This window comes from Streptomyces sp. NPDC051582, from assembly GCF_040681715.1.
In the GTDB taxonomy this organism is placed as follows: domain Bacteria; phylum Actinomycetota; class Actinomycetes; order Streptomycetales; family Streptomycetaceae; genus Streptomyces.
The window spans coordinates 101,878-126,843 of record NZ_JBFAZJ010000015.1 but is presented as its reverse complement, the minus strand read 5'-3'; the positions used below and the strand labels follow the sequence as shown (position 1 = coordinate 126,843).

The window sequence follows — 24,966 nt, the reverse complement described above, 5'->3', positions numbered from 1 at the left end:
CGGTGCAGTGCGGTGGAGTCCGGTGGGAGCGCCTGCTCAGGAGGCCAGTTCGTGGGTCACCTGGTCGGCCAGCCGGCGGGCCAGCTCAAGGCGCTTGATCTTGGCGGTGGCCGTGCGCGGCAGTTCGCCGAGCTTCATCTGGATGGGGTCGGCCATCGTGGACTGGTCGGCGATGGCGCGCTTCCAGCGGGCCAGGTCCAGGGGGGCGTCGTCCTTGGTGCAGACGACCGGCACGGGCTCCTGCTCGGGGCCCGGCACGATGATGAGCTCGGTGAGCTCGGGCAGCCGGTGCAGGACGGTGTCCTCGACCTCCAGGGTCGAGTGGATCGTCGGGATCTGGTCGACCTCGCGGTCCAGCAGGTGCAGGCAGCCCCACTTGGTGCGGTAGCCGATGTCGCCGCCGCGCCACCACTCGCCGTCGAGCTGCTTCTCGAAGCGCTCGGCCTCGCCGTAGTAGGTCAGGGCGCGGCCCGAGGTCTGGACGTCGATGTAACCGGGGTTGTCACGGGTGACGGGCTTGCCGTTGCGGGACACCAGGCGGTACTTGGTGATGCCCGGCGTGGAGTAGCCCTGGCAGCGGCCGTCGGCCTGCATGACGGTCTTGCGGGTGTACGGGCGGCCGACCAGCGGGCCGCACTCGCTCTGGCCGTAGACCTGGAGGAAGACGGGGCTCTTGCGCTCCGAGGCCCGCAGGAACTTGTCCATCGTGCCCGGGTGGATGGCGTCGAAGGTCGAGTTGTAGAAGCGGACCGTCTTGAAGGGCTTGCGCGGGTCGTCGAGGATCGCCTCGCACTCCAGGAAGGAGTTCGGGTGCGTCTCGAAGACTCCCGGACGGTACTTGACCATCGCGTCGGCGACCTTCGCCGGCTCGGCGTCGTCCAGGAAGACCATCGGCTTGTTGTTCAGCATCATGGACGCGATGCCCGGGTACATCCGCGAGTGGACGTAGGAGACGTGCATCAGGATCGGCTCGCGCTGGCGCAGCAGGCTGACGGGGATGTTCTGCCAGCGGTAGCGGGCACCGATCGAACGGGCGGAGTGCACCACGAGCTTGGGGATGCCGGTCGTGCCCGAGGTGTGGGTCATGATGGCGTGCGAGTCGGGGTGCAGCGTCACCGCCGTGCGCTCGGGGGCGCCGGCCAGGTCGGAGAGCGAGATCGCGCCCTCGACCGGCTCGGTGACCGAGATGACCCGCGCGGTGAGCTCGGGGAGCGGCGAGGCGGCCAGCGAGCCGTTCAGCTTCGCGGCGTCCGTCAGCAGCGTCGGTGACGGCAGCCGCTGGAGCAGCGCGTTGATGGTCTCTCCGTCGAGGTGCGCGGAGAGCATCACCGGGACGGCGCCGATGCGGGCCGCGGCGCACGCGAAGAGGGTGATGTCGAAGTTGTTGGTCTTGTGGATGACGACGTGTTCGCTGGGCCGGATACCACTGGCCCACAGGCGGTTTGCCATCTCGGCGATCAGGTCGGCGAATTGGGCGACCGTCAGGACCTGGCCGACCTCGGGGAGGGCGTCCATGGTGCGGTCGAGCGTGATGGTGTTGGCGCCGAACTGGGCGGCAGCCTCCTCGGCCACCAGGCCGAGGTAGAGCGGCGTCTTGTTCTTGGGAATCCGGAGCATGTGTTCAAGTTCTCACCAAGAATGCCCGGGCCCAATGGCGGTTGTTTGACTGTGTCAGCTCGACGGATTCGAGCCATCGAAATGGCGGGAATTCGCTGTGGTGCGCGCGAAAAAAGGCCCGTAGCGGATGCTTCCGCTACGGGCCTTTCCGGTGCCGGTGCGTTGCTGTTCTTGCCGTTCGCGCAGGTGCGTTAGTTCCCGAGCCCCTGCTTGAGCGCCTCGGCGACCTGGAGGGTGCGGACGGTCTGGTAGCCGACCGCCTTGAGGTTGTCCTCGGTCACGTTCTGGGCGAGCAGCCCGGGGACGGCCTGGAGCCCGGAGGTGGCGCTCACGCCGTACGGGTTGCCGTTGCTCGGTGCCACCATGATCGGGTCGGTGACCCCCGGGGGAACGATGATCGCGCCCCAGTGGTAGAAGACGTTCGACAGCGACAGGACGGTCGACTCCTGGCCGCCGTGCTGGGTGCCCGTGGACGTGAACGAGGACATGGCCTTGTTCTTCAGCCCGCCGCGCGCGTGCAGTTCGAAGGTCTGGTCGATGAAGTGCTTGAGCGGGCCGGCCATGGCGCCGTAGCGGCCCGGGGTGCCCCAGATGACCGCGTCGGCCCAGTCGAGGTCGTCCTGCGTGGCGACCTCGACCTCGCGGCTGCTGCCGCCGACGTGCTCCTGGAACGCCTCGGTCCACTCCGAGAAGTTGGGCGCGATGGTGGCTTCCTGGATCTCGGCGACCCGGCGCAGACGCACCTGCGCGCCGGCCTTCTCGGCCGCCTCGGCGGCGGCCACGGCGAGCTTGTGGATGTTTCCGGTGGCCGAGTAGTAGACGATCGCGACGTTGGTCATCGGCTCTTCAATCTCTCTTGTCTTGTGGGATTCAGGGCTTCGCGCTTTCGCGGTCGATTCCCGGCGGGTTGTCGATGGCATAACGCCAGGAGCCGTCCGCGCCGCGGCGCACCACATCCGTGGCCGTGCCTTCGTGGAGAACGGAAGTTCCGTCCGGCTTGACGCCCTTGATCAGATAGTCACACAGAAGCAACGCCAAGTCGTCGTATTCGTAGCAGTGGCGCACCGTCAATTTCATCGGAATGCCGAGTGACATGAAGCTGCGCGTCGCGTCGCGCCGGCCCTCGCCCGTGACGACCTCGCCGGGGGTCAGCACACGTACCGCCCCGGGCTCGAAGAGGCGATCGATCGCCTCCATGTCGCGGGCGTTGAAGGCGCGCAGGAACGCATTGGGCAGTTCGGCCGGTGCCGTGACGGTTGTGGTCATGGTGACTCCTGAGAGGGGGGGATAAGGAGGTACCTGGCGGAGGCGGTTGGGGTGGAGCGCACACCGTGGGGGGAGGGGAGGGATCCGGCGGTGCGGGTCGGGGAGGGAGGTGCGGCTGCGGGGTGGGGACCCGCGGCTACTCGACGGCGATGCCGGGCGTGCCCTCGGGGCGCACCGGCTCGACGGGCAGCCGGTCCAGCGTCATTCCGAAGTGCTTGTGGTAGGCCTCGAACACCTCGGTGTCGTCGGCGAGGTGCTCCACGGTGAACTCGCCGTGGACGCGCTTGGTCAGGGTGCGGCCCTTCAGCGTGATCCGGCCCTCGACCGTCGGCAGCGAGCAGAACACGTCCTGCATGAACGGCGAGTCCGGGCAGGTGCGGAACCACCACAGCGAAGGCCGGAACTCGCCCAGCTCACGCGCCCGGCCGTCCACCCGGTACATCGGCTCGCCGTCCAGGAACAGGTCGAACTCGCCCTGCTGCTCCGGCCCGAAGGCGAAGGCGCCCTGCGGGTCGTACTGCACCGCCCCGGTCCCCAGCAGCAGCGGCCGGCGCGCGTTGCGCCGGAAGCCCACGTCCACCAGGTACGCCGACCCGTCGACGGTCACGCGCAGCATCAGGTGGCCCAGCGGAGCGCCGAGCCCGCCGGGGCGGTGGACCCGCGCCGAGAGGATCTCCACCTGGAAGCCGAGCGCCTCCAGCAGCAGCCCGAAGGCCGGGTTCACCTCGTAGCAGGCGCCGCCGCGGCCCTGGTGCACGATCTTGTCGACGACCCGCTCGTCCAGGTGGATCTCCTGGCCGAGGTGGTAGTCGAGGTTCTCGAACGGCACGGTCAGCACGTGCCGTTCGGTCAGCTCGGCCAGCGACGCCAGGTCGGCCTTCGCGGGGCGCGAGGCTCCGATCCGGGCCAGGTACGCCGTGGCGAGCCCGTTGTCGATCACCGGGCGTCCAGGGTCTTGACCACGGAGGCGACCTCCAGCGTGCGGCGCGCCTGGAAGGCCGCGGCCTCCAGGTTCTCCTCCGGGACCTGGCCCGGGTTGGCGCCGACCACGGCGGAGGCGCCGTACGGGTTGCCGTTCTTCGGCTTGTACAGCACCGGGTCGGTCGAACCGGTGGAGACGATGAGCGAACCCCAGTGGGTGATCGCGTTGTGCAGGGCGAGGATCGCGGAGACCTGCCCGCCGTGGGCCGCCGAGCCGGACGCGAAGGCCGAGACCGCCTTGTTCAGCAGCTTGCCCTCGATCGACAGCTTCGACGTGGAGTTGATGAAGTGCATCAGCTGCGGGGCGGCGAGACCGAAGTGCACCGGGGTGCCGATGAGGATGCCGTCCGCCCACTCCAGGTCCGCGAGGGTCACCACCGGGATGTCCTTGGTGGCGTTCTGGAAGTCCGAGGCGCCGTCGCGGCTCGCGGCCTCGCCGTTCGGGGCGATCTCGGCGACCCGCAGCAGGCGGACCTCCGCGCCCTCCTTCTCGGCCGCGGTGGCGGCGGCCTCGGCGAGCTTGTGGGTGGAGCCGGTGGACGAGTAGTAGATGACAGCGATGTTCGTCATGACGAGATGCACTCCCTTTCGACCGCCCCCGCTCGTTTCCGGTTTTCGACTGCCGGGGCCTTGAGTTGATCCTGCTTGCGTGCCCGGCGCCCCATCGAGGGCGCCGGTCCTAGTCCGTCACGTACGCGGCGCGGCGCCGGCGGCGGCCGGTCACGACCAGCAGCACCACGCAGCCGCCCAGCAGCGCGGACATGAACAGCCCGACGCCCCTGACCTCGCCGAACGCCAGCGGTATCTGAGCGCCCACCCCGCCGCCGATGTTGAGCGTGAACCCGTACAGGGCCGTCGCCATGACTCCGTGGGCCACGCCCGAGATCGAGCCGATCTCCTGCACCACGGCAGGGCCGATCGCCGCGAGGCCGAGCATGAACACGAACATCGCCCCGGCCAGCCCGGCCGCCGTACCGCCGAACAGGCCGGCGCCGCAGATGCCCAGCGCCGCCACGGCGAACGCCCCGGCCCCGCGCTTGCGGGCCGGTATCCGGCCCAGCAGCGGGGCCACCAGCACGCCCAGCACCAGCGCGGGGATGGCGGTGGCGCGCAGCGTCAGCATCGCCTGGCCGTCATTGACGAGCGAGGGCGGACCGTAGAGCTGCACACTCGTGTAGACGGCGGTCAGGGTGCTGGAGCAGGTGAGCCCGACGACGTACAGGGGCAGCAGCCGCAGCCACATCCGCCGGGCGGTTCCGCGATCCTCCCGGGAGGCGGCCTCCCCGGAGGCACCGCCGGCCTTGGCCCGCGCCGGATCCTCCGGCGCCAGCACCCGGCGCAGGATCTGCGCACCCACCAGCAGCAGCGGCGCGGTCACCCAGAAGGTGCCGCGCCAGCCGACGACGGCGGCCAGCAGCTGCGATTCCACCTGACCGGCGACGATCGTCCCCGCCATGCAGGCGGAGACGATCGTGAGCGCGGTCGGCAGCTTCGAAGCCGGCATGTGCGTGTTCAGGTACGCGTACACCAGCGGTACGTACACGCCGGCGAACAGCCCCTGCCCGGCCCGCAGCGCCAGCCCCGCGCCGAAGGAATCCGCCAGCGGCACGCAGGCGGTCGCCACCGCCAGCGCGCTCACCCCGGCCACCAGCACCGTACGGGTGCCGAACCGGCGGGCCAGCGGCCCGGTGAACAGCGATATGAGCGCGTACGTCACCGCGTACGCGGACGTGGCCCAGGTGGCCGACGCCTGGTCCACCCCCCAGGCCCGCCCTATGTCGGGCAGCAGCGGGATCGCCACGTACAGCTGTCCCACCACCAGCATCCCGAGCAGGGAGATGCCCGTGATCACGCGCCATACCGACTGCCCCGCCTCGGGGGAGGCGGGGCAGTCGGGCGCGCCGCCGCGTGACGCGGCCGGTAGCGGGGCGGCGGGCCGGGGAGAGGTCGTGCGCAGACTCATCGTTCCTCCTGGGCTGCGGTGCACCCCGGGAGGGTGGGCCGGGCCGAGCGTGGTGGCGGGTCGGCGATCAGCTGCCGTACGGCTGCTGGGCCTTCTTGTCCTTCAGCGCGGTGCCCCACCACTCCAGGGCGTCCAGGAGGGTCTTGGCCGCGGCCTCCGCCTCGGTCGGGTCGATGAGGTTGCCCTGCTCGTCGAACTGGCCCCAGGGACCGTGGAAACCGACGGTGTCGCGGACCGTCACCGAGTGGGTCTCGGCGAAGATCTGGCGCAGGTGCTCGACGGCGCGCATGCCGCCCGCGAGGCCGCCGTAGCCGACGAAACCGACCGGCTTGGCGTGCCACTCGGTGGTGTGCCAGTCGATCAGCGACTTGAGCGAGGCGGGGTAGGAGTGGTTGTACTCCGGGGTGACGACGACGAACGCGTCGGCGGCGGCCAGCCGCGGGGAGACCGCGGACAGCTGGGCCTGGACCTCCAGGTCCGGCGACTGCGACAGCCGGTTGGGCAGGTCGTGTTCGATCAGGTCGATCACGTCGATGTCCAGGCTCTGCCGCTCACGCGCGACACCGGTGAACCAGTTCGCGATGACCGGGCCGAACCGGCCGTCACGGACACTTGCGACGATGACTGCGACGCGGAGCGGCTCAGACATTGAAAAATACCTCCGGATGAGTGCGAGCTAGCGGTGCCCACTTTTTGCGCCCCGCGCCGCGCGGACAACGCCGCAGGCACGAGTACGTCAACTTCCCGTGTCCGCCCCCCGTCGCCGGCCGGGGCGTCACGGTAGGCGGTGCGCCTCGGCCAACTTGCGGGCCGCGGGCCGAATCCGTCAGCTCGGTGCCGGCCCACCGCCGGGTACTGACGGATTCCGGATGGGCGTGGCGGGAACCGTGCGTTCCTGACCGAGGCTGCACGCACTCGACCGAAAGCCTTGTCCTGCGTGTCAGGACGGAACTGGAGTGTGGTTCACGTGCTCAGCAGACGCTCGCTCATACGCGCCGGTGCCAGCGTCGGGGCGGCCGCCGCGCTGACCGCCGGAACCGGTGGCCTGATGCTGGCGCAGGCTGCCGGCGCCACCCCGTGGAAGACCCTGCAGAGCAGGCTGTCCGGCCGGCTGGTCCTGCCCGGTGACACCACGTACGACACGGCCAAGCAGCTGCAGCTGGCTCAGTTCGACGCGATCCACCCGCAGGCCATCGCCTACTGCACCAGCGAGGCCGACGTGGCCGCGTGCATCCGCTTCGCCCAGGACTACGGCCTCGCCCCCGCGGTGCGCAGCGGCGGCCACAGCCAGGCCGGCTACTCCACCACCCCCGGCCTGGTCATCGACGTCTCCAAGCTCAACCACGTCCGCCCCGGCGACACCGTCCACCTGGGTCCGGGCAGCCAGGGCGTCGACGTCCTCAACTCTCTCTCCCCGTACAACATCCAGGTCGCGGCCGGTACCTGCCCCACCGTCGCGGTCGGCGGCTGGCTCCAGGGCGGCGGCCTCGGCTATGCCACCCGCAAGTTCGGCATGGGCGCCGACCGGCTGGTCTCGGCCCGGGTCGTCCTGGCCAACGGGCGCACGGTACGCGCCTCGGAGAACGAGAACGCGGACCTGTACTGGGGTCTGCGCGGCGGTGGCGGCGGCAACTTCGGCGTCGTGACCGACTTCGAGGTGCAGCCGGTCCAGATCCCCTCGCTCACCACGTACAACCTCAACTTCGCCTGGTCGGACGCCGTCCAGGTGATCCTGGCCTGGCAGGACTGGATCGCGACGGCGCCCCGGGAGCTGTCGGCCGAGCTGCTGTTCCTGCTCTCCACCGACGCCCCGCAGGGCACCGAGCCGTACGTCGTCCTCACCGGCGGCTACGCCGGTCCGCAGGCCGACGCCGACCGGGTCCTCGACCAGCTGGTCGCGGCCGTCGGCCGGCCCACGACCTCCCGTACGGTCAGCGAACTGCCCTACCGCGAGGCGATGATGAACGTCTTCGGCTGCGGGACGAAGACCGTCGACCAGTGCCACCGGATCGGCTACTCGCCCGAGGCGCAGCTGACGCGCGACAACTACTCGCTGGGCCGCAACAACTTCTTCTCCCGCGGCTGGACCCGCGCCAACGCCGAGGCGGCCCTGGCTGCCTTCACGGCCGACTTCCGCCCGGGCCAGTTCCGCTTCCTGGGCCTGTTCGCCTACGCGGGCAAGGTCAACGACGTCGCCCCGGCGGCCACCGCCTTCGTACACCGCGACTCGCTGTTCAACGCCGGGTACTCGGTGGGTCTGACCAGCCCGAACCTCACGCAGGAGGACAAGGACCGGGGTCAGGCCTGGGTGGACAGGGGCTTCAACACGGTGGAGCCGTACACGGCCTCGCTGCACCAGTCGTACCAGAACTACATGGACCCGGCGCTGACCAACTGGCGCGAGGCCTACTACGGCCGGAACTACACCCGCCTGCGCTCGGTCAAGCGCGCCTACGACCCGAACCGCTTCTTCCGCTTCGCGCAGGGCATCGACTGAGCGAGGTTCGGGGCGGTTCCCCGTGGGGCGCCCCCGCCGGGTCAGCGCAGCGGCCAGACGCGCGCCGACCCGGCGGGGGGCCCGGACCGCCAGATCCGTGACCACAGCCGCCACCATCCCGGTTTCCCGTAGCCACCCATGCCGGGGAGCGTAGGCAGGGTCGGGGCGCAGGTTCACGGAGCGGGAGAGGAATCTGTCACTCCGGGCCATCGGCCGCGGTGGAGCCGGAAGGCGTGCCGGGGGCTCAGACGCATTCGGACTTCGGGTTCACCGGGGTGAAGTCCGACGCACCGTTGGCATTGACCGCTCGTACCTGGAAGCACTGCTTGCCCAGCGGCAGACCGGTCCAGACGAACGACGTGCTGTCCTTCGGGGCGCCCTTGGCCTGCCGGAGGGTGCTGTTGAAGATCTCGAAGTGCGTCTCGTCGGTCGCCGGGTCGGACCACTCCACGTTCACGCGGGTCGGGTCGGCGGAGTCCCGCGAGGCCACGACGTTCGACGGCTCGGCCGGCCGGCCGAGGCCGATCCCGGTGCTGCCGTCCTGCTTCACGCTGAAGTTCGCCCGCGTGTAGTCGTCGGATCCGACCTCACCGTTCTGGGCGGACATCTGCCAGTTGAACCTCGTGTTCTTGCCCGGCATGACGCCCTGCTGAACGCCCTGCGCCTGTCCGTCCAAGTCGTTGGAGCGGCAGTCGGATCCCTCGAAGAGCTTCAGGGTGGGCGTGGCCACGACCATCTCGTCCGACCTCAGGTGGACTTGGACCGTCACCTCGCCCCGGGTCTCGCCACCGGCACACGAAGACGCCGTCAACGTGCCGTCCGGCTTGTCGTGACTCAGCCTGACCAACCTGGTGAAGGGGAAATTCTGGGTGGTTCTGCTCGACCCGAAACCGGGCGCGTTCGACACGGTCAGTGTCCCGGTCATGGTGACCGTGTGCGTACTGGCCGCGGAGGCCGGGGGAGCCGTCCACACGCACAACACGGTGACCGGCGCGATCGCCGCAAGGGCCGCCGTACGTCGCAACCTCATCGCCACACCTCACAATCGCCTCGGCGCAGACGCCTCGGCAGGCTCGTGGGAGATGCCCTCATCGTCCCGCCGCCCCACCACCCCGTCCACCGGACCGCCTTCGGAACGTGAACGTCCCGGCCCGTCCGCGGGGATCCACCCCCGAAGCCCCCACTCGCGTTCCCGCCGCCCCGGGCGCACCCTGGAGGCAGGGTGACCCCCTGGAGGTGATGCACCATGCCCACACTCGTCGGGTGGCACGTGGAGCTCGAATTCACCGAGGAAGGCCACCGCACCAGCGCGGCGGCCATGGTCAGGCTCGGTGACGGCTCCGAGATGAGGGCGCACGGCTACGCCATGCGCCACCCCTCCGACCCGGAGCAGCTGCGGGTCGGGGAAGAGATCGCAGGCGCTCGCGCGCTGATGGATCTCGCGTCCCAGATGTTGCAGAAGGCCCACTCGGAGATCGACGACGCGACGGGCCGGCACTCTTACCCGATCAGCCACTGACCCACTGAGCGAGGTGGGACCGCGCGCCGCGAGTGAGAGACGCAGAGGTGCCCGTGAGGGACTTTCGAGCCCCTCACGGGCACCTCGCGGCGTGCTGGGTCAGAGGCGCTCGGGCGTGCGGATGCCCAGGAGGGACATGCCCTTCGTGAGCGTCCGGGCGGTCAGCTCGCACAGGAACAGGCGGTTCTCGACCTGCTCCGGGGTGTCGGCCTTGAGGACCGGGCACTCCGCGTAGAACGTCGTGTACAGCGACGCCAGCTGGTACAGGTACGCCGCCACCTTGTGCGGGGCGTGCTCCTGCGCCGCCTCGGTGATCAGCTCGCCGAACTGGTCCAGGTGCAGGCCCAGCGCCCGCTCGGACGGAGTGAGGGTCAACTCCGGGTGGGCGGCCGGCCGGGCGTCCCCGGCCTTGCGGAGAATCGACTGGATGCGGGCGTACGCGTACTGGAGGTACACCGAGGTGTCACCCGTCAGCGACACCATCTGGTCGAGGTCGAACTTGTAGTCACGGGCCGCCGAAGTCGACAGGTCCGCGTACTTCACCGCGCCGATGCCGACCTGGGCCGCACGCTCGGCGATCTCGGCCTCGGTGAGGTCCTGCGCCTTCTCGCGCACGACCGAGGCGGCCCGCTCCACCGCCTCGTCCAGCAGGTCCACCAACCGGACCGTCTCGCCCTCACGGGTCTTGAACGGCTTGCCGTCCTTGCCGAGGACCGTGCCGAAGGCCAGCTGCACGGCCTTGACCCCGTCGTTCAGCCAGCCCGCGCGCCGGGCCGTCTCGAAGACCATCTTGAAGTGGAGCGACTGGCGGGCGTCGACCACGTAGATGAGGGTGTCCGCCTTCAGGTTGCCGACGCGGTCCCGGATCGCCGACAGGTCGGTCGCGGCGTAGCCGAAGCCGCCGTCCGACTTCTGGACGATCAGCGGGGTCGGGTTGCCGTCCGGACCCTTGTACTCGTCGAAGAACACGCACAGCGCGCCGTTGGAGCGGACGGCGACGCCCGAGTCCTCCAGCAGCTTGCACGTCTCGACCAGCATGTCGTTGTAGCCGGACTCGCCGACCACGTCCGGGTCCTGGATGTCCATGTCCAGCTTGTCGAAGACGGAGTAGAAGTAGATCTTCGACTCGTCCACGAACCGCTGCCACAGGGCGAGGGTCTGCTCGTCGCCCGCCTGGAGGTCGACGACCCGTGCCCGCGCCCGCGTCTTGAACTCCTCGTCGGAGTCGAAGAGCGCGCGCGAGGCCTTGTAGAGGCGGTTCAGGTTGGACATGGCCTCTTCGCCGGAGACCTCCGCCTCCGACTTGTGGTCCAGCTCGTGCGGGTGCTCCAGCAGGTACTGGATGAGCATGCCGAACTGGGTGCCCCAGTCGCCGATGTGGTGGCGCCTGACCACCTTCTCGCCCGTGAACTCCAGGATCTCGACCATCGCGGCGCCGATCACGGCGGACCGCAGGTGGCCGACGTGCATCTCCTTCGCGACGTTCGGCTGCGCGTAGTCGATGACCGTCGTGCCGGCGTTCGCGGCGTACGGGACACCGAGGCGGTCGTCGCCGGCGCGGGCGGCGAGGGTCTCGATGATCGCCCGGTCGGAGACGGTGATGTTGAGGAAGCCGGGGCCCGAGACCTCGATGTCCTTGATCAGGTCACCGGCGGCGATGCCCGCGACCACGGTCGTCGCCAGCTCGCGCGGGTTGGCCTTGGCCTTCTTCGCGAGCGCCAGGATGCCGTTGGCCTGGAAGTCGGCCCGGTCGCTTCGTCGCAGCAGCGGGTCGGCGCCACCGGCCTCCGGCAGTGCCGAGGCAAGGGCGTCCGCGACGCGCTGATTGACCGAAGAAGCGAGGGAAGGGACCGAGGCCATGAGCTGCCGTTCCTGTGAGGTCGTGCCTGAAGCTGCACTTGGTTGTTCCGACAAGCCCCGAGTATCCCACGCGGGGCCACCCCGCAATCCGGGATTTCCCCCTCGCCACGGTGCCGGGACGGACCGGGGCCCACGTTCGGCGCGGGTCGGCAGGCAACCTCCGAGGGGCCGCTTCCGTCTGGGAGAATGGCGAGAAGCCAGCATTCGAGATAGAAGGACGTGTCGTGGCTCAGAGCGCCCAGAGCAGCACCGAGACCGACTGGGTCTCCCGTTTCGCGGACGAGGTCATCGCCGAGGCGGAGCGCCGAGCCCCGGGCAAAGCCGTCGTCGTCGCGTCCGGACTCTCCCCCTCCGGCCCGATCCACCTGGGCAACCTCCGCGAGGTCATGACCCCGCACCTGGTCGCGGACGAGATCCGCCGCCGCGGCATCGAGGTCCGCCACGTCCTGTCCTGGGACGACTACGACCGCTACCGCAAGGTCCCGGCCGGCATCCCCGGCGTCGACCCCGAGACGTACGGCCAGTACATCGGCATGCCGCTGACCTCCGTCCCGGCCCCGGCCGGATCGGCGTACGCGACCTGGGCCGAGCACTTCAAGTCCGCCATGGTCGAGGCCCTGGCCGAACTGGGCGTCGAGTACGACCCGATCAGCCAGACCGAGCAGTACACCACCGGCGTGTACCGCGAGCAGGTCCTGTTCGCGATGAAGCACCGCGGCGACATCGACGCCGTCCTCGACCAGTACCGCACCAAGCAGAAGCCGGGCGGCAAGAAGCCGCAGCAGAAGCAGGTCGACGAGGCCGAGCTGGAGGCCGCCGAGGGCTCCGGTGCGGCCGCCGAGGACGACGGCAGCACCGGCGAGAGCGGGTACTTCCCGTACAAGCCGTACTGCGGCCGGTGCGGCAAGGACTTCACCAAGGTCACCTCGTACGACGACCAGACGACCGAGATGACCTACGTCTGCACCGAGGACGAGTTCACCGAGACGGTCAAGCTCAGCGAGTTCAACCGCGGCAAGCTGGTCTGGAAGGTCGACTGGCCGATGCGCTGGGCCTTCGAGGGCGTGATCTTCGAGCCCTCGGGCGTCGACCACTCCTCGCCCGGCTCCTCGTTCCAGGTCGGCGGCCAGATCGTGCACATCTTCGGCGGCGAGCAGCCGATCGGACCGATGTACGCGTTCGTCGGCATCAGCGGCATGGCCAAGATGTCCTCGTCGAAGGGCGGGGTCCCGACCCCGGCCGACGCGCTGAAGATCATGGAGCCGCAGCTGCTGCGCTGGCTGTACGCGCGCCGCAAGCCCAACCAGTCCTTCAAGATCGCCTTCGACCAGGAGATCCAGCGCCTCTACGACGAGTGGGACAAGCTGGAGTCCAAGGTCGCCGACGGCTCGGTGCTGCCGGCCGACGCCGCCGCGCACACCCGTGCCGTACGCGTCGCCTCGCACGAGCTGCCGCGCACCCCGCGGCCGCTGCCGTACCGCACGCTCGCCTCGGTCGTGGACATCACCGCCGGACACGACGAGCAGACCCTGCGCATCCTGGCCGACCTCGACCCGTCGCAGCCGCTGAACTCGCTGGACGAGGTACGGCCGCGGCTGGACCGCGCCGAGAACTGGATCACCACCCAGGTCCCGGCCGACCAGCGGACGCTCGTGCGCGAGGACGCCGACACCGAGCTCCTGTCCTCCCTGGACGCCGAGGGCCGCGAATCGCTGCGGCTGCTGGTGGACGGCCTCGACTCGCACTGGTCGCTCGACGGGCTGACCACGCTCGTCTACGGCGTGCCGAAGGTGATGGCGGGGCTGGAGCCCGACGCCAAGCCGACGCCGGAGCTGAAGGTCGCGCAGCGCACCTTCTTCGCGCTGCTGTACCGCCTGCTCGTGACCCGGGAGACCGGTCCGCGCCTGCCCACGCTGCTCCTCGCCGTGGGCGCGGACCGGGTGCGCAAGCTGCTGGCCGCCTGAGCCGTTCCGCACGTACGGGAAGGGCCCGCACCCCTCGGGGTGCGGGCCCTTCCGCTTGCCGCTCGGCGCTGCCGCTCACGGTGCGGGGCCTACGCGATGTGCTCGTTCTCCAGCTCGCGCTGGTAGCGCAGCTTCAGGCCCGGCATGAGCTTGCGGATCATCGAGGAGCTGCGCGGGTGGTCGAGACCGTGGCGGTCCGAGAGGTGTATGTCCACCTGCTCCGGGGTCGGGTAGTCGGAGTGCTCGTCGAGGTAGGCGCGGAACACCTCGTACGCGGCCTCGTTGAACTTCACCTGGTCGAAGTCGGCATCGACATCGACATCGGCCTCGCCGTCGGCGTCGACCTCATCGCCGACGACGTCGACGGCGGCGGCCGGTACGGGGAGCTGGTCCTGCTGCGCGAGGACCTCGTCCGGGCCGGCCGGGGCCATGACCGGAGTCGGCTCCAGGCCCTCGACGTACTGCGGGTTGTACCCGCCCTCGTACGCGGCCTGCGGAGCCAGCGGGGCCGCGAACCACGCGCTGTCGTGGGCGGCGGGCATCGCCGTCGGGTCCACCGCGAACGCGGGCGGGGTGTGGCCCTGCGGGGCCGCTGCCGTGCCCGCCCCGGGAATCTCGGCGGCAGCCGCCGCCTGCGGCGCACTCGGCCCCGGCTGCCCGGGAACGCCCGCGGCCACGGCTGCTGCCGGGCCGACAGGGCCGGCTTGGCCCCCGACCACTGCGGTCGGCCCCGGCTGCGCCGGGACCGTCGCGGCCGGGCCCGTGTGGCCCGCCGCCGCGCCCGACCGGCCGGTGGTCTGCGCCGCCCGGCCCGTCTCCAGCGCCGGGGCCGGGGACGCCGGGGCCGGGGACACCGCGGCCGGTCCCGCCGCGACCGACGCCGCGGCCGGAGGCAGCAGCAGCGGGTCGATGCCCGCCGCCGCCAGGCCTTCCGGGGCCGTCTGGGACAGGGGGACGCCGATGCGGGCCAGGCGCAGCGGCATCAGCGCCTCCACCGGGGCCTTGCGCCGCCACGCGCGCCCGTACCGGGCCTGGAGACGGGCCTGGTAGATCAGCCGGTCCTGCTCCATGCCGACGGCCTGCTCGTAGGAGCGCAGCTCCCACAGCTTCATCCGGCGCCACAGCTTGAACGTGGGCAGCGGCGACAGCAGCCACCGCGTGATGCGGACGCCCTCCATGTGCCGGTCCGCGGTGATGTCCGCGATCCGGCCCACCGCGTGCCGGGCCGCCTCCACCGTGACGACGAACAGGATCGGGATCACGGCGTGCATGCCCACGCCCAGCGGGTCGGGCCAGGCCGCCGCGCCGTTGAACGCGATCGTCGCCGCGGTCAGCAGCCACGCCGTCTGGCGCAGCAGCGGGAACGGGATCCGGATCCACGTCAGGAGCAGGTCCAGTGCCAGCAGCACGCAGATGCCCATGTCGATGCCGATCGGGAACACCAGCGAGAAGTTCCCGAACCCCTTCTGCAGGGCGAGCGCGCGGACCGCCGCGTACGAACCGGCGAAACCGATCCCCGCGATGACCACGGCTCCTGCGACCACGACGCCGATGAGTATCCGGTGCGTACGAGTCAGCTGCATCGCGGCCACCCGCGATCCCCTCCCCTTGTCGAGCTACGGCAGGCACAGCGTACGGGTGACCGCACAGGTGACTGAATGTCAGCCTCCCATTGGGCGCCGTCCGCGCCGTCCGCCGTGCCTCCCGGACCCGCCGGCGCCTACTGCGCGGAGGGGGAAGCCTGCTGCTCAGGCTGCTGCTGAGGGGCCTGCGGCTGGTTGGCGGCGCCGACCGAGGCGACCGCCTCCTTCGCCGCGGCGATCGCGTTTTCGAGCAGCTTGGCCTGATCCGGAGCACCGGCGCCCTCGTACGCCGCACCGTTGTAATCGAGCGTGATCACCACGTTCTGGGTGCGCGCCACGATCGTCGTGTTGAAGAAGTCGACCTCCTTCTTCACGCCGTACACGATCGACGACGCCTGGTCGCCGATCCCGCTCGCCGGCTCGACCTTCACGTTCGTCGCGCCCTCGGTCGCCTTCGCCGCCTCGACCTGCTTGCCCAGCTGGTCCTCGGCGCGCTTGTTCGCACCGCCCAGCGTGGCGTGCGAGTCGTAGCGGACCAGGGAGATCGACAGCCAGCGGTACTGCGAGCCCTTCAGCCCGTCCTCGTCCAGGCCGTTCCAGGAGCAGCCGGCGCGGGAGGCCAGGTCGTTCGACTTGGTCGCGGAGCCGTTCTTGTCCTTCGCCTCCGGGACGAGGGTCTCGATCGTCTTCGTCTGGATCGCCTTGCACGGGTCGGGGAGCGCCGCGAACGCCGCCTTCTCCAGCGCGGCCGAGGCCTTTGCGCTCGGCTTGGCGGACGAGGACGCGCCGGGCTTCTTGTCGCCGCCCGAACCGGAGTCCTTGCCCGAGTCGGACGAACAGCCGGCGACGGTGAGGATCACCGGGACGGCTGCGCAGGCGAGAACGCGAGTGAGGCGCGAGGCAGATCGGTGCATGGTTCCTTCAGTCAGTACGTGGTGTGGCACGTTCCGGGGACGCGGTGCGGGCTCGGAGCGGGCTCGGTTCGGACTCGGTTCGGGCTCGGTGGGCGGGCGCGGGACGCGAACAACGGTAGCCCGACCCGGCGCGCGCCTGCTGTGCGCGCCGTCACGCCGAGCCCCGTGCGCCCCCGCTCACTCGTTGAAACGCTCGACGAGTGCCTGCGCCAACTGCCGTGCCTTGTCCTGGGTTTCGGGGCTGGGCGGCACCGTGCCGGGCAGCGCGGGCTGCACGACGTACTCGACCGTGACGATGACATTCGAGGTGCGGAACACAATCCGCACGGTCCGCGCCTGCGCCGCGCTCGCGCCCGCGGCGCTCAGCTTGTCCTCGATGTACGCCTCGGTCCCGAGCCCTTCGAGCACCCGGGAGCCGAGCTCGGGCGGCGGCGCGGACGGGCTCGCGGCGGCGCCCGTGGAGGGCGACTGCCCGGCGGCCGGCGGCGGGGCGCTGGCGGCCGGAGGGGAGCTGGAGCCCGTACTCGGAGTGGGGCTCGCGGTCGGGCCGGGGAACGGCAGGTGCGCGTCCGTCAGCCGGCGCACGTACACCTGCCGCGCCTTGTCGTCGTCGCTCATGAGCGTCCGGTCGTACGACACCACGCGCTCGAAGCCGACCGACAGCAGCCGGGTCTCCTCGGGCGACTGCGCCGTCCAGCGGCAGCCGACGTGCCGGTCGCCGTCGTACGAGGTGTCCGCGACCCCGGCGTACAGCTGGGTGCGCTGCTCTTCGGTGAGGCTGTCCCCGGCCGGGAGCATGGCCTTGACGCGCTTGGCGTCGGCGGCCTTGCAGGGCGCGGGCAGGCTGCGGTACTTGCCGGCCGGTGCGGGTGCGGGGCTGCTGTCGCCCGCCTTGGAATCGGTGTCGGACCCGACGCCGTCGCCGCTGGTGCATCCGGTCAGGCCGGCCGCGCCGGCCATGAGCGCGGTGAGCATCGCGATGCCCGGCAGGACCCGTCGTCGTTGCCGTACCGCCTTGCGCTGCACGTCCACTGGCTCCCTTCGACCGGCCGGGGCCGCCCGGCGGTCAGGAAAATTGCGTTGCCGCGCTTTGGACGCGGATGAACACAATGTCTATCGCACGCGCTGGTGCCGGCGCCGGTCCCCTGTCTGCTTTGTGGTCAAGGGTGATGTTTTTTCTTATTCGGGGGATTGAAGCCGTATGTCGTATGTAGAGGTACCGGGAGCGAAGGTCCCGATCCGGATGTGGGCCGACCCCGCGTCGGTCGAGGCGAGCGCGATGCAGCAGCTGCACAACGTCGCCGGCCTCCCCTGGATCAAGGGCCTGGCCGTCATGCCGGACGTCCACTACGGCAAGGGGGCCACCGTCGGCTCGGTGATCGCGATGAAGGACGCGGTGTGCCCGGCGGCGGTGGGCGTGGACATCGGCTGCGGCATGTCGGCGGTGAAGACGTCCCTGACGGCGAACGACCTCCCGGGCGACCTGTCCCCCCTCCGCTCGAAGATCGAGCGGGCGATCCCGGTGGGCGCGGGCATGCACCGCGACCCGGTCGACCCGGACCGCCTGTACGGCTTCCCGGTGGAGGGGTACGCGGGGCTGTGGGAGCGGTTCGACTACCTGGCGGATGCGGTCAAATTCCGTCGTGAACGGGCCACCAAGCAGATCGGGACCCTCGGATCCGGCAATCATCACCTAGAGCTGAACCTGGACGGTCAGGGTGCCGTCTGGCTGACGCTGCACTCCGGTTCGCGAGGCATCGGCAACCAGCTCGCGGAGCACCACATCGGTGTGGCGCGAAGCCTGTCGCACAACCAGGGGCTGGTGGACCGGGACCTGGCGGTCTTCCTGGCGAGCACTCCGGAGATGGCCGCGTACCGGAGCGATCTGCACTGGGCGCAGGAGTACGCCATGTACAACCGCGCGATCATGATGGCGCTCGCGAAAGAGGTGCTCCGGCGCGAGTTCCGCAAGGCCAAGGTGACCTTCGATCCGGAGATCAGCTGCCACCACAACTACGTGGCAGAGGAACGGTACGAGGGAATGGACATGCTGGTCACGCGTAAGGGCGCCATCCGCGCCGGTGCGGGAGATCTCGGAATCATCCCCGGCTCGATGGCCACTGGTACGTACATCGTGAAGGGCCTTGGCAACGCGGCGGCCTTCAACTCCGCCTCGCACGGCGCCGGCCGCCGGATGAGCCGGACGGCCGCGAAGAAGCGCTTCTCAACGCGGGACCTGGCGGAGCAGACCAAGGGCGTCGAGTGCCGTAAGGACTCGGGCGTCGTGGATGAGCTTCCGGCGGCCTACAAGCCGATCGAGCAGGTCATGGAGCGGCAGCGGGACCTGGTTGAGGTCGTGGCCAAGCTCAGGCAGGTCATCTGCATCAAGGGATGAGCCCCGGGTGTGGTTGTCGCGGGAATGGAAGGGCCCGGACCGATTTCGGTCCGGGCCCTTCCCCCTGCGTGGATCATCACGCGGACGGCATGGGAGCCCGCCCGCTGCGCAGTCGCCAGAGGCGCATGGTGCAGCTCTGTTCGGTACGGTCCATCGCGCGTGCTGCCGTTGCCGGATCATCGAGTTGGAGCAGGAGCAGGAGCCGGTCGTCGGCCTGCGACCAGCGGCGCCGTGGTGGCGCGATCCTCATGCCGGCCGGGCGCTGCCACGAGGCCAGGGAGTCCGCGGCCGTCTGCTTGCGGAGCAGAGCCAGACAGCCCGGGTAGTAGAGGTGGCCGGCCAGCTGCACGGCAGCTTCCTTGGTGTAGACGATGTTATAGATGCCGTCGCGTGCGTTGCGCTTGATCCGGCGCTCGGCACCAGTGATCTTCTTCGCGTAGTGGCAGAGGTACGCGCCCACGGCAGTGCTGGCGGTGGTCAGCGAAACGAAGGGGAATCCCTGACCGGTGAAGCCGACGGATCCGTCCGCGTCGACGACCCCGCGAAGGTAATCGGGCCTGGAGAACTCCACTCGGGGAGGAGTGATCGTCGCCGATTTGCGTCCGTACGGGAGGCCGAGCTCATTGAGGGTGGTCCTGGCCTTGAGAGCGCACAGCGCCCAGGTCGCCGAGTGGTGTCGTGACGAGAAGTTCGTACTCCGGATGCGTTCGCGCACACTGCTTGCGTAGGGCGTCAGGCGCTGGAACTCGTGCAGGATGTGGATGTCCCGCACGTTGATCTCCACGGTGAGCTGGCCGCGCTGGCGTGGCCGTTCCGAGAGGTGTCCGTCGGCCTGGAGGAAGCCGAACATGTACGCGTAGCGGGGGTCCTTGAGGTCCATGAAGCGCGTGGTGGAGCTAAGGTCCTGTTCAGCCATGAGGAAGGTCCTTCTTCCCTGTTGGTGAGGCCCCCGGCCGGGAGTGCCATCCCGGCCGGGGGCCGTTTGCGTCGTGGCCGAACTTAGGTCTTCGTCCTGGCTGAGGCGTCGGATCTGGAGCCGTTCACTCGAATGTATGGCGGAATATCACATTGCTCTCGCGAACGCCGGTGGCTTCGCGGGGACAGTGGGGTGCGGGCGGCGTACGCTCGGCAGGGGCGGGGGTCCGGCGGGCACGCGGGAGGATCCATGACCGCCCTCGGTGAACTGATCGGGATCGACGACCGGACCGTACTGGTCCTCGGGCAGGAGCTGGACGTCGAGCGAGGGCAGCCGGACGTCGGCAACGCCCTCGTGCACCGGGCCGGCGAGACCCTCGTGATCGTCGACACCGGCGTGACCGACGCCTTTCGTGCCGCCCTGCGGGAGGCGACGGACCGGGTCGGGCCGTGGTCCCGGGTGCTGGTCCTGACCACGCACGGCCATCCCGACCACGTCGCCAACAACGACCTGGCCGATGAGCTGGCCGGTGGGGCCGGGGCGCCGGCCGAGCACTTCGTACCCGCTCCCGACCTCGACCAGATGCGCGACCCGGACGCGTACTGGGTGCGCGCCTTCGAGCGCGTCGAAGGAATGGCGCCGCTGCCCGCCCCGGCGGTGGCCGGCCCCGCCCTGGTGTCGCTCTTCCGGCCGTACCGGCCCTTCGCCGCCGGCACCCGGACCTACGAGGAGCGCCCGCTGGAGCGGATCCGCCTCGGATCGTCGCGCTTCACCGGCTGGACCTTCGCCGACGGTGCGGTCCGCGTGCTGCGCACCCACGGCCACTGCGCCGGACACGTGATCGTGCACCTGAGGGACTGCGGTGTCCTCCACCTGTCCGACGAGGGCAACGGGGCCTGCGGCGCGATGGCCGACGCCGACCAGGTCAAGATCCAGACCACGCTCGGCGCGGTGGCCCTCCTCTTCGAGGAGGGGGAGGCCGCGCTCCTCACCGACGGGCACACCTTCGCCGTGCGCCGCGGAGCCGAGGTCGTCGTGCCGTTCCTGGACGGCCTGCTGGAGCAGGCCACCGCCCTGCAGACGGCGGCGCTCGGGGCGACCGGGGGGAACGGTCCGGTCGTACCGGGCGAGTTCACCGCCCGGTACGCGCAGGCCGTGGCCGCAACGGGCGGCGGCGGCGCCAACCCGAACGCCCTGTTCCTCGCGATGATGGCGGTCAACCAGCTCCGCGAGCTGGGACTGCGCCCGGAATCCGCCGCTCCCGGCGCCCCCTGGTCCCGCCCTCCGCTCCGACCGGGGCCTTGACGCGGGGCCTTGCTCGCGGGCCGCGGTGGGAGGTGGAGGAGCGCCGGGCCGCCCTCGCAGGGGCGGCGTACGGCCGCCTACAGGTCGCGGTGGACCTTCGTGTTCGAGGCCTGGGCGCGGGGGCGGACCACCAGGAGGTCGATGTTGACGTGGCTGGGGCGGGTCACGGCCCAGGTGATGGTGTCGGCCACGTCGTCGGCGGTCAGGGGGGCCGCCACGCCCGCGTAGACCTTCTCGGCCTTCTCGGCGTCCCCGCGGAAGCGGGTCTTCGCGAACTCCTCCGTCTTCACCATGCCCGGGGCGATCTCGATGACGCGGACCGGCTCGCCGACGATCTCCAGGCGGAGGGTCTCGGCCAGGACGCGGGCGCCGTTCTTGGCCGCGACGTAGCCTGCGCCCCCCTCGTACGTGGCGTGGCCCGCGGTGGAGGACAGGACCACGACCGTGCCGTCGCCGGAGGCGATGAGGGCGGGCAGGAGCGCCTGGGTGAGGTTGAGGGTGCCGATGACGTTGACCTCGTACATCGTGCGCCAGTCGGCCGGGTCGCCGGTGGCGACGGGCTCGGCTCCGATGGCGCCGCCCGCGTTGTTGACCAGTACGTCGCAGCGGTCGAGGGAGGCCGCGAACGCGTCGACGGCGGGGCGGTCGGTGACGTCGAGCGCGTGGGCCGCGGCGCGGTGGCCGGCCGCCGTCAGCTCGGCGGCGAGGGCCTCGATGCGGTCCTTGCGGCGGGCGGTGAGGACGACGCGGTAGCCGGCGGCGGCGAGCTGCCGGGCGGTGGCCGCGCCGATGCCGCTGCTCGCGCCGGTGACTACGGCGGTCCGGGTGGCGGCGGTGCTCATGTGCGGGCTCCTCGGTCGTTGCGGTCGTTCGGTCGTTCGTACGGACGAATACCCGCCAGCATAGGCGGGGCTCAGCGGCCGCGCGGGGCGTACATGATCACCGCCATGCCGGCGAGGCACACGAGGGCGCCCGTGATGTCCCAGCGGTCGGGGCGGTAGCCGTCGGCGACCGCGCCCCACACGAGGGAGCCCGCGACGAAGACCCCGCCGTACGCGGCGAGGACGCGGGCGAAATCGCCCTGGGGCTGGAGGGTGGCGACGAAGCCGTAGAGGCCGAGGGCGATCACCCCGGCGCCGATCCAGGCCCAGCCCCTGTGCTCGCGCACGCCCTGCCAGACGAGCCAGGCACCGCCGATCTCCAGGACGGCGGCGACGGCGAACAGGGCGGCGGAGCGGGCGATCAGCATGGCTCGAAGCGTACGCAGACGGACCCCCGGGCCCGGATCGGCGCCCGCCGGTTGGGCCAGGGGCGCGCCCTCGTTCGTGTGATGGTCCGACCGGACGGGGGCGGCGCTGGCTAGCCTCCGCGCGTGGAGGTGGTGGCGGTGCGCCGTGGTGCCGTACGGAGTGTGGTGGTGGCGGGCTTGCTGGTGCTCGGGGTGTCCGGGGTGTCCGGGGTGTCCGGGGAGGCGGGGGCGGCCGCCCGGGGCGGTCCCGAGGCCGACGTGGCGTACCACGGGCGGGTGTCCCTGTCCCAGGGGCGGCTGCGGGTGTGGGTCGTACCGCAGAACGACGGGCCGGCCGCGCTGCCCAACGCGACGCTGCGGGTGCGGCTGTCGGCGGACCTCGCGGACCGGCAGGAGCTGGCGCAGGGCTGTGCGCGGGCCGGGCTGCGCGAGGTGGTGTGCGAGACGGGCGCGCTGCCCCTGCACGGGCGCGGCCGGCACATCGGGCTGCTGCTGGAGCTGAAGGAGCCGGTGCCCGAGGTGGTGGTCCGGATCGACACCTGGTGGAACGGCGGGGCGTCCGACCGCGACGTGTCCAACAACCGGCACGCGGTGCTGGCGCTGGACACGGGCGACTCGTACGCCTTCTGACCCGCGCGGCCGTTACGGGGTGGCCACGCCGCCGAATTCCTCTACGGCCTCGCCGACGATCCGCTCCAGCCGGGCGTGGTGGGCGCCGCGCCAGTAGACGCGCTCGCACGCCGTGCACTGTGCGAAGACGTCGTACGAGCGGTGCGTGCCGCTCTCCAGCCGGTCCCCGACGCTGTCCTTGTCGGCCTCGCGCAAGGGCCCGTTGCACGCGGTGCAGCGGGTCCACGGGGTGAGGGCGGGGGCGAACCGGCCGAGCACGTCCCGGAGTTGCTCGTCGGGGTTGTCGCTGTAGACGTACGCGCCCGCGAACAGCTCGCGGCGGCGCAGCAGTCCGCGGTCGCGCGAGAGCAGGACGCGCCGTTCGGCGGCGGAGCGGGTGGCGAGGGCGGGGTCGCCGATGTCCTCGTTCTCGTACGCGGTGTCCACGCCGAGCAGCCGCATGCGGCGGGCGAGCGTGCCGAGGTGGACGTCGAGGAGGAAACGCAGCGGCGCGTCGCCGGGGATGCGCTGGGGGCGGTCGACGCCGAAGACCTCGACGCACTGGCCGGCGGCGGGCACGTACGAGACGGGCACCTCCTGCCCGTCGACGAGGAGCCGGCCGACCTCGGTGAGCGGGACGCCGGCCGATTCGACGACGTGGCCGAGGCTGGAGGCGCCGTCGGTGGCGGTCGGTACGCGGTCGGCGCGCCGGCTGGGCGGCGCGAAGAGGCGCAGTTCGGGGGCGAGGGTGAGCTGAATGCCAGGTCCGTTCACGCTGCCAGCATGCCATCGGGGCCGGTCCGGCGCGGCCGAATTACGCGGCCGGATCACGCGGCCGAAACGCCCGGTCCGATCACGCGGTCGCGGCGGCGCCGTCGTAGGCGGTGCGATGGGCGTCGACCTCGTCGAAGTGGTTCTCGGCCCACCGCTTCACGGAGGTGAGGAGGCAGGCGAGGCTGGAGCCGAGTCCGGTGAGGCGGTAGTCGACGCGGACGGGGACGGTGGGGGTCACGGTGCGGGTGACGAGGCCGTCGCGTTCGAGGGAGCGCAGGGTCTGGGTGAGCATCTTCTGGCTGACGCCGGGGATCTTGCGGCCGAGGTCGCTGTAGCGCAGGGAGTTGTCCTCGGCCTCGGCGAGCGCGGCGACGATGAGGCCGACCCACTTGTCGCTGATGCGGGCCAGGAGCTGGCTGGTGGGGCACTCCTTGAGGAAGGCGTCGTAGGCGTGGCGGGCCTCTTCGCGGCGGGTCGCGGCGGTACGGGTGGCCATCGGGTGCCCCACTTCCGGGTCGGGTACGCACCTCCAGGTACGTACTTACGAAAGGAGAGTACCTCTCCCTAGGTTAGTGCTCAGAGGAACGAGCGAACGCAACCGACCGAATCGGGGAGACAGACCATGAGCGAGAACGCGCAGACCGTGCAGACCATGCGGGCGGCCGTCGTGAGCGCCTTCGGCGGGCCGGAGCAGGTGCGGATCGTGCGGGTGCCGGTCCCGCGGCCGGCCGCCGGCCAGGTCCGGATCCGGGTCGCGGCGGCCGGGGTGAACCCGGTGGACGGCGCCGTCCGCGTCGGCGTCTTCGGGGGCGCCGGGACGCGGCTGGGGCTCGGCTGGGACGTGGCGGGCGAGATCGACGAGGTCGGCGCCGGGGTCACCGGCTGGTCGGCCGGGCAGCGGGTGGTCGCACTGCACTACGGGCCGGTCAAGCCGCTGGGCACGCACGCCGAGTACGCCGTGCTCGACGCCTCGGCGGTGGCCGTCGCCCCCGCCACCGTGGACGACGCCGCCGCGGCCGCGCTCCCGCTGAGCGGGCTGACCGCCGCCCGGGCGGTGGGGCTGCTGGGACTGGCGCCGGGATCCTCGGTGCTGGTCACCGGGGCCGCCGGCGTGGTCGGCGGGCTCGCGGTGCAGCTCGCCGTACGGGCGGGGCTGGTGGTGACGGCCCTGGCGGGGGAGTCGGACGAGGAGCTCGTACGGTCGCTGGGCGCGGCGGAGTTCCTCCCGCGCGGCTCGGCTCCGGCCGGGCCGGTGGACGGGGTCCTGGACGCGGCCGTACTGGGGGAGCCGGCGCTCGGCTTCGTCCGGGACGGCGGGGTCTACGTGGGCCTGCGCCCGCACGCCGGCCCGGCTGCGGAGCGGGGCATCCGGGTGGTGGAGCAGGAGGTCGCGGCCGACGGCGCGCACCTCGCGGAGCTGGTGGGCCTGGTCGACGCGGGCGCCCTGAACCTGCGGGTCGCGCAGACGTTCCCGCTCGCGGACGCGGTGAAGGCGCACGCCCGCCTGGCGGAGCCGGGCACCCGCGGCCGCCTGGTCCTGACGACCGGCTGACG

The 24,966-nt window shown here is 71.2% G+C and carries 24 protein-coding genes; 7 read left to right on the top strand and 17 right to left on the bottom strand.

What is annotated here, in order from left to right; translation table 11 throughout:
- Window positions 1-36: 36 nt before the first annotated feature.
- The 7 genes from AB0M92_RS21000 to AB0M92_RS20970 form a co-directional block, all read right to left on the bottom strand.
- Complete coding sequence (locus AB0M92_RS21000; RefSeq protein WP_366103747.1) at window positions 37-1,617, bottom strand: AMP-binding protein; 1,581 nt, start codon at window positions 1,615-1,617, stop codon at window positions 37-39.
- Between the two features lie 191 nt (window positions 1,618-1,808).
- Window positions 1,809-2,456 (bottom strand): NAD(P)H-dependent oxidoreductase, encoded by a 648-nt coding sequence (locus tag AB0M92_RS20995; RefSeq protein ID WP_366103746.1) that lies wholly within the window; start codon window positions 2,454-2,456, stop codon window positions 1,809-1,811.
- 31 nt (window positions 2,457-2,487) lie between these two features.
- Window positions 2,488-2,883 (bottom strand): DUF4440 domain-containing protein, encoded by a 396-nt coding sequence (locus tag AB0M92_RS20990; protein ID WP_366103745.1) that lies wholly within the window; start codon window positions 2,881-2,883, stop codon window positions 2,488-2,490.
- Window positions 2,884-3,019: 136 nt separating this feature from the next.
- A complete protein-coding gene (locus tag AB0M92_RS20985) occupies window positions 3,020-3,823 on the bottom strand; it encodes an arylamine N-acetyltransferase (RefSeq protein ID WP_366103744.1) in 804 nt (267 codons plus the stop codon).
- Entirely contained in the window at window positions 3,820-4,434 is a 615-nt protein-coding gene (locus tag AB0M92_RS20980; protein WP_366103743.1) for an NAD(P)H-dependent oxidoreductase, read from the bottom strand. Before AB0M92_RS20980 ends, AB0M92_RS20985 begins: the two co-directional genes overlap by 4 nt.
- Before the next feature lie 109 nt (window positions 4,435-4,543).
- Window positions 4,544-5,827, bottom strand: coding sequence for an MFS transporter (locus AB0M92_RS20975; RefSeq protein WP_366103742.1), 1,284 nt, complete (start codon window positions 5,825-5,827; stop codon window positions 4,544-4,546).
- Between the two features lie 67 nt (window positions 5,828-5,894).
- Window positions 5,895-6,476, bottom strand: a complete 582-nt coding sequence (locus AB0M92_RS20970; RefSeq protein ID WP_366103741.1) for an NAD(P)H-dependent oxidoreductase — start codon at window positions 6,474-6,476, stop codon at window positions 5,895-5,897.
- A 318-nt stretch (window positions 6,477-6,794) separates the two neighbouring features.
- On the opposite strand from AB0M92_RS20970, the gene AB0M92_RS20965 reads away from it, so the two are divergent.
- Window positions 6,795-8,324, top strand: a complete 1,530-nt coding sequence (locus tag AB0M92_RS20965) for an FAD-dependent oxidoreductase (RefSeq protein ID WP_366103740.1) — start codon at window positions 6,795-6,797, stop codon at window positions 8,322-8,324.
- Window positions 8,325-8,568: 244 nt separating this feature from the next.
- On the opposite strand, the gene AB0M92_RS20960 is transcribed toward AB0M92_RS20965, so the two are convergent.
- Window positions 8,569-9,093 (bottom strand): fibronectin type III domain-containing protein, encoded by a 525-nt coding sequence (locus tag AB0M92_RS20960; RefSeq protein WP_366103738.1) that lies wholly within the window; start codon window positions 9,091-9,093, stop codon window positions 8,569-8,571.
- A 477-nt stretch (window positions 9,094-9,570) separates the two neighbouring features.
- On the opposite strand from AB0M92_RS20960, the gene AB0M92_RS20955 reads away from it, so the two are divergent.
- On the top strand, window positions 9,571-9,843 hold the full coding sequence (locus AB0M92_RS20955) for a DUF1876 domain-containing protein (protein WP_366103737.1): 273 nt from the start codon (window positions 9,571-9,573) through the stop codon (window positions 9,841-9,843).
- 99 nt (window positions 9,844-9,942) lie between these two features.
- Here AB0M92_RS20955 and argS read toward each other — a convergent pair whose 3' ends face one another.
- Window positions 9,943-11,703 carry an arginine--tRNA ligase gene (argS, locus tag AB0M92_RS20950; RefSeq protein WP_366103736.1) on the bottom strand — a complete coding sequence of 587 codons (1,761 nt, stop codon included), beginning with the start codon at window positions 11,701-11,703 and terminating at the stop codon, window positions 9,943-9,945.
- Window positions 11,704-11,927: 224 nt separating this feature from the next.
- On the opposite strand from argS, the gene lysS reads away from it, so the two are divergent.
- Entirely contained in the window at window positions 11,928-13,667 is a 1,740-nt protein-coding gene (gene lysS / locus AB0M92_RS20945) for a lysine--tRNA ligase (protein WP_366103734.1), read from the top strand.
- Window positions 13,668-13,756: 89 nt separating this feature from the next.
- Here the strand turns inward: lysS and AB0M92_RS20940 are convergent, their stop codons facing one another.
- From AB0M92_RS20940 to AB0M92_RS20930, 3 genes are all read right to left on the bottom strand, one after another.
- Entirely contained in the window at window positions 13,757-15,250 is a 1,494-nt protein-coding gene (locus AB0M92_RS20940) for a DUF2637 domain-containing protein (protein ID WP_366103733.1), read from the bottom strand.
- Window positions 15,251-15,387: 137 nt separating this feature from the next.
- Window positions 15,388-16,164 carry a DUF3558 family protein gene (locus tag AB0M92_RS20935; RefSeq protein WP_366103732.1) on the bottom strand — a complete coding sequence of 259 codons (777 nt, stop codon included), beginning with the start codon at window positions 16,162-16,164 and terminating at the stop codon, window positions 15,388-15,390.
- A gap of 177 nt (window positions 16,165-16,341) precedes the next feature.
- Window positions 16,342-17,190, bottom strand: coding sequence for a DUF3558 domain-containing protein (locus AB0M92_RS20930; protein WP_366103731.1), 849 nt, complete (start codon window positions 17,188-17,190; stop codon window positions 16,342-16,344).
- A gap of 175 nt (window positions 17,191-17,365) precedes the next feature.
- Here AB0M92_RS20930 and AB0M92_RS20925 point away from each other — a divergent pair, with 175 nt between their 5' ends.
- Complete coding sequence (locus tag AB0M92_RS20925) at window positions 17,366-18,559, top strand: RtcB family protein (RefSeq protein WP_366103730.1); 1,194 nt, start codon at window positions 17,366-17,368, stop codon at window positions 18,557-18,559.
- Window positions 18,560-18,635: 76 nt separating this feature from the next.
- Here AB0M92_RS20925 and AB0M92_RS20920 read toward each other — a convergent pair whose 3' ends face one another.
- Window positions 18,636-19,475 (bottom strand): hypothetical protein, encoded by an 840-nt coding sequence (locus AB0M92_RS20920; RefSeq protein ID WP_366103729.1) that lies wholly within the window; start codon window positions 19,473-19,475, stop codon window positions 18,636-18,638.
- Window positions 19,476-19,724: 249 nt separating this feature from the next.
- Between AB0M92_RS20920 and AB0M92_RS20915 the strand changes: the two genes are divergently transcribed.
- Window positions 19,725-20,780 carry an MBL fold metallo-hydrolase gene (locus AB0M92_RS20915; protein WP_366103728.1) on the top strand — a complete coding sequence of 352 codons (1,056 nt, stop codon included), beginning with the start codon at window positions 19,725-19,727 and terminating at the stop codon, window positions 20,778-20,780.
- Window positions 20,781-20,857: 77 nt separating this feature from the next.
- Here AB0M92_RS20915 and AB0M92_RS20910 read toward each other — a convergent pair whose 3' ends face one another.
- Together AB0M92_RS20910 and AB0M92_RS20905 are read right to left on the bottom strand one after the other, a co-directional pair.
- Window positions 20,858-21,622 (bottom strand): SDR family NAD(P)-dependent oxidoreductase, encoded by a 765-nt coding sequence (locus AB0M92_RS20910; RefSeq protein ID WP_366103727.1) that lies wholly within the window; start codon window positions 21,620-21,622, stop codon window positions 20,858-20,860.
- Between the two features lie 71 nt (window positions 21,623-21,693).
- On the bottom strand, window positions 21,694-22,029 hold the full coding sequence (locus tag AB0M92_RS20905) for a YnfA family protein (protein ID WP_366103726.1): 336 nt from the start codon (window positions 22,027-22,029) through the stop codon (window positions 21,694-21,696).
- A 123-nt stretch (window positions 22,030-22,152) separates the two neighbouring features.
- Here AB0M92_RS20905 and AB0M92_RS20900 point away from each other — a divergent pair, with 123 nt between their 5' ends.
- Window positions 22,153-22,659 carry a hypothetical protein gene (locus AB0M92_RS20900; RefSeq protein ID WP_366103725.1) on the top strand — a complete coding sequence of 169 codons (507 nt, stop codon included), beginning with the start codon at window positions 22,153-22,155 and terminating at the stop codon, window positions 22,657-22,659.
- 12 nt (window positions 22,660-22,671) lie between these two features.
- On the opposite strand, the gene AB0M92_RS20895 is transcribed toward AB0M92_RS20900, so the two are convergent.
- Entirely contained in the window at window positions 22,672-23,412 is a 741-nt protein-coding gene (locus AB0M92_RS20895; protein ID WP_366103724.1) for a Mut7-C RNAse domain-containing protein, read from the bottom strand.
- Between the two features lie 79 nt (window positions 23,413-23,491).
- Window positions 23,492-23,908, bottom strand: coding sequence for a helix-turn-helix domain-containing protein (locus AB0M92_RS20890; protein WP_366103723.1), 417 nt, complete (start codon window positions 23,906-23,908; stop codon window positions 23,492-23,494).
- A 156-nt stretch (window positions 23,909-24,064) separates the two neighbouring features.
- Here AB0M92_RS20890 and AB0M92_RS20885 point away from each other — a divergent pair, with 156 nt between their 5' ends.
- On the top strand, window positions 24,065-24,964 hold the full coding sequence (locus tag AB0M92_RS20885; RefSeq protein WP_366103807.1) for an NADP-dependent oxidoreductase: 900 nt from the start codon (window positions 24,065-24,067) through the stop codon (window positions 24,962-24,964).
- Window positions 24,965-24,966 lie beyond the last annotated feature (2 nt).

Coding starts and splice junctions, on each gene's coding strand:
- AB0M92_RS20990 (WP_366103745.1), bottom strand. CDS start 2,883: ATGACCACAACCGTCACGGCACCGGCCGAACTGCCCAATGCGTTCCTG.
- AB0M92_RS20935 (WP_366103732.1), bottom strand. CDS start 16,164: ATGCACCGATCTGCCTCGCGCCTCACTCGCGTTCTCGCCTGCGCAGCC.
- AB0M92_RS20890 (WP_366103723.1), bottom strand. CDS start 23,908: ATGGCCACCCGTACCGCCGCGACCCGCCGCGAAGAGGCCCGCCACGCC.
- AB0M92_RS20955 (WP_366103737.1), top strand. CDS start 9,571: ATGCCCACACTCGTCGGGTGGCACGTGGAGCTCGAATTCACCGAGGAA.
- AB0M92_RS20915 (WP_366103728.1), top strand. CDS start 19,725: ATGACCGCCCTCGGTGAACTGATCGGGATCGACGACCGGACCGTACTG.
- argS (WP_366103736.1), bottom strand. CDS start 11,703: ATGGCCTCGGTCCCTTCCCTCGCTTCTTCGGTCAATCAGCGCGTCGCG.
- AB0M92_RS21000 (WP_366103747.1), bottom strand. CDS start 1,617: ATGCTCCGGATTCCCAAGAACAAGACGCCGCTCTACCTCGGCCTGGTG.
- AB0M92_RS20905 (WP_366103726.1), bottom strand. CDS start 22,029: ATGCTGATCGCCCGCTCCGCCGCCCTGTTCGCCGTCGCCGCCGTCCTG.
- AB0M92_RS20980 (WP_366103743.1), bottom strand. CDS start 4,434: ATGACGAACATCGCTGTCATCTACTACTCGTCCACCGGCTCCACCCAC.
- AB0M92_RS20925 (WP_366103730.1), top strand. CDS start 17,366: ATGTCGTATGTAGAGGTACCGGGAGCGAAGGTCCCGATCCGGATGTGG.
- AB0M92_RS20940 (WP_366103733.1), bottom strand. CDS start 15,250: ATGCAGCTGACTCGTACGCACCGGATACTCATCGGCGTCGTGGTCGCA.
- AB0M92_RS20910 (WP_366103727.1), bottom strand. CDS start 21,622: ATGAGCACCGCCGCCACCCGGACCGCCGTAGTCACCGGCGCGAGCAGC.
- AB0M92_RS20920 (WP_366103729.1), bottom strand. CDS start 19,475: ATGGCTGAACAGGACCTTAGCTCCACCACGCGCTTCATGGACCTCAAG.
- AB0M92_RS20995 (WP_366103746.1), bottom strand. CDS start 2,456: ATGACCAACGTCGCGATCGTCTACTACTCGGCCACCGGAAACATCCAC.
- AB0M92_RS20885 (WP_366103807.1), top strand. CDS start 24,065: ATGCGGGCGGCCGTCGTGAGCGCCTTCGGCGGGCCGGAGCAGGTGCGG.
- AB0M92_RS20970 (WP_366103741.1), bottom strand. CDS start 6,476: ATGTCTGAGCCGCTCCGCGTCGCAGTCATCGTCGCAAGTGTCCGTGAC.
- AB0M92_RS20975 (WP_366103742.1), bottom strand. CDS start 5,827: ATGAGTCTGCGCACGACCTCTCCCCGGCCCGCCGCCCCGCTACCGGCC.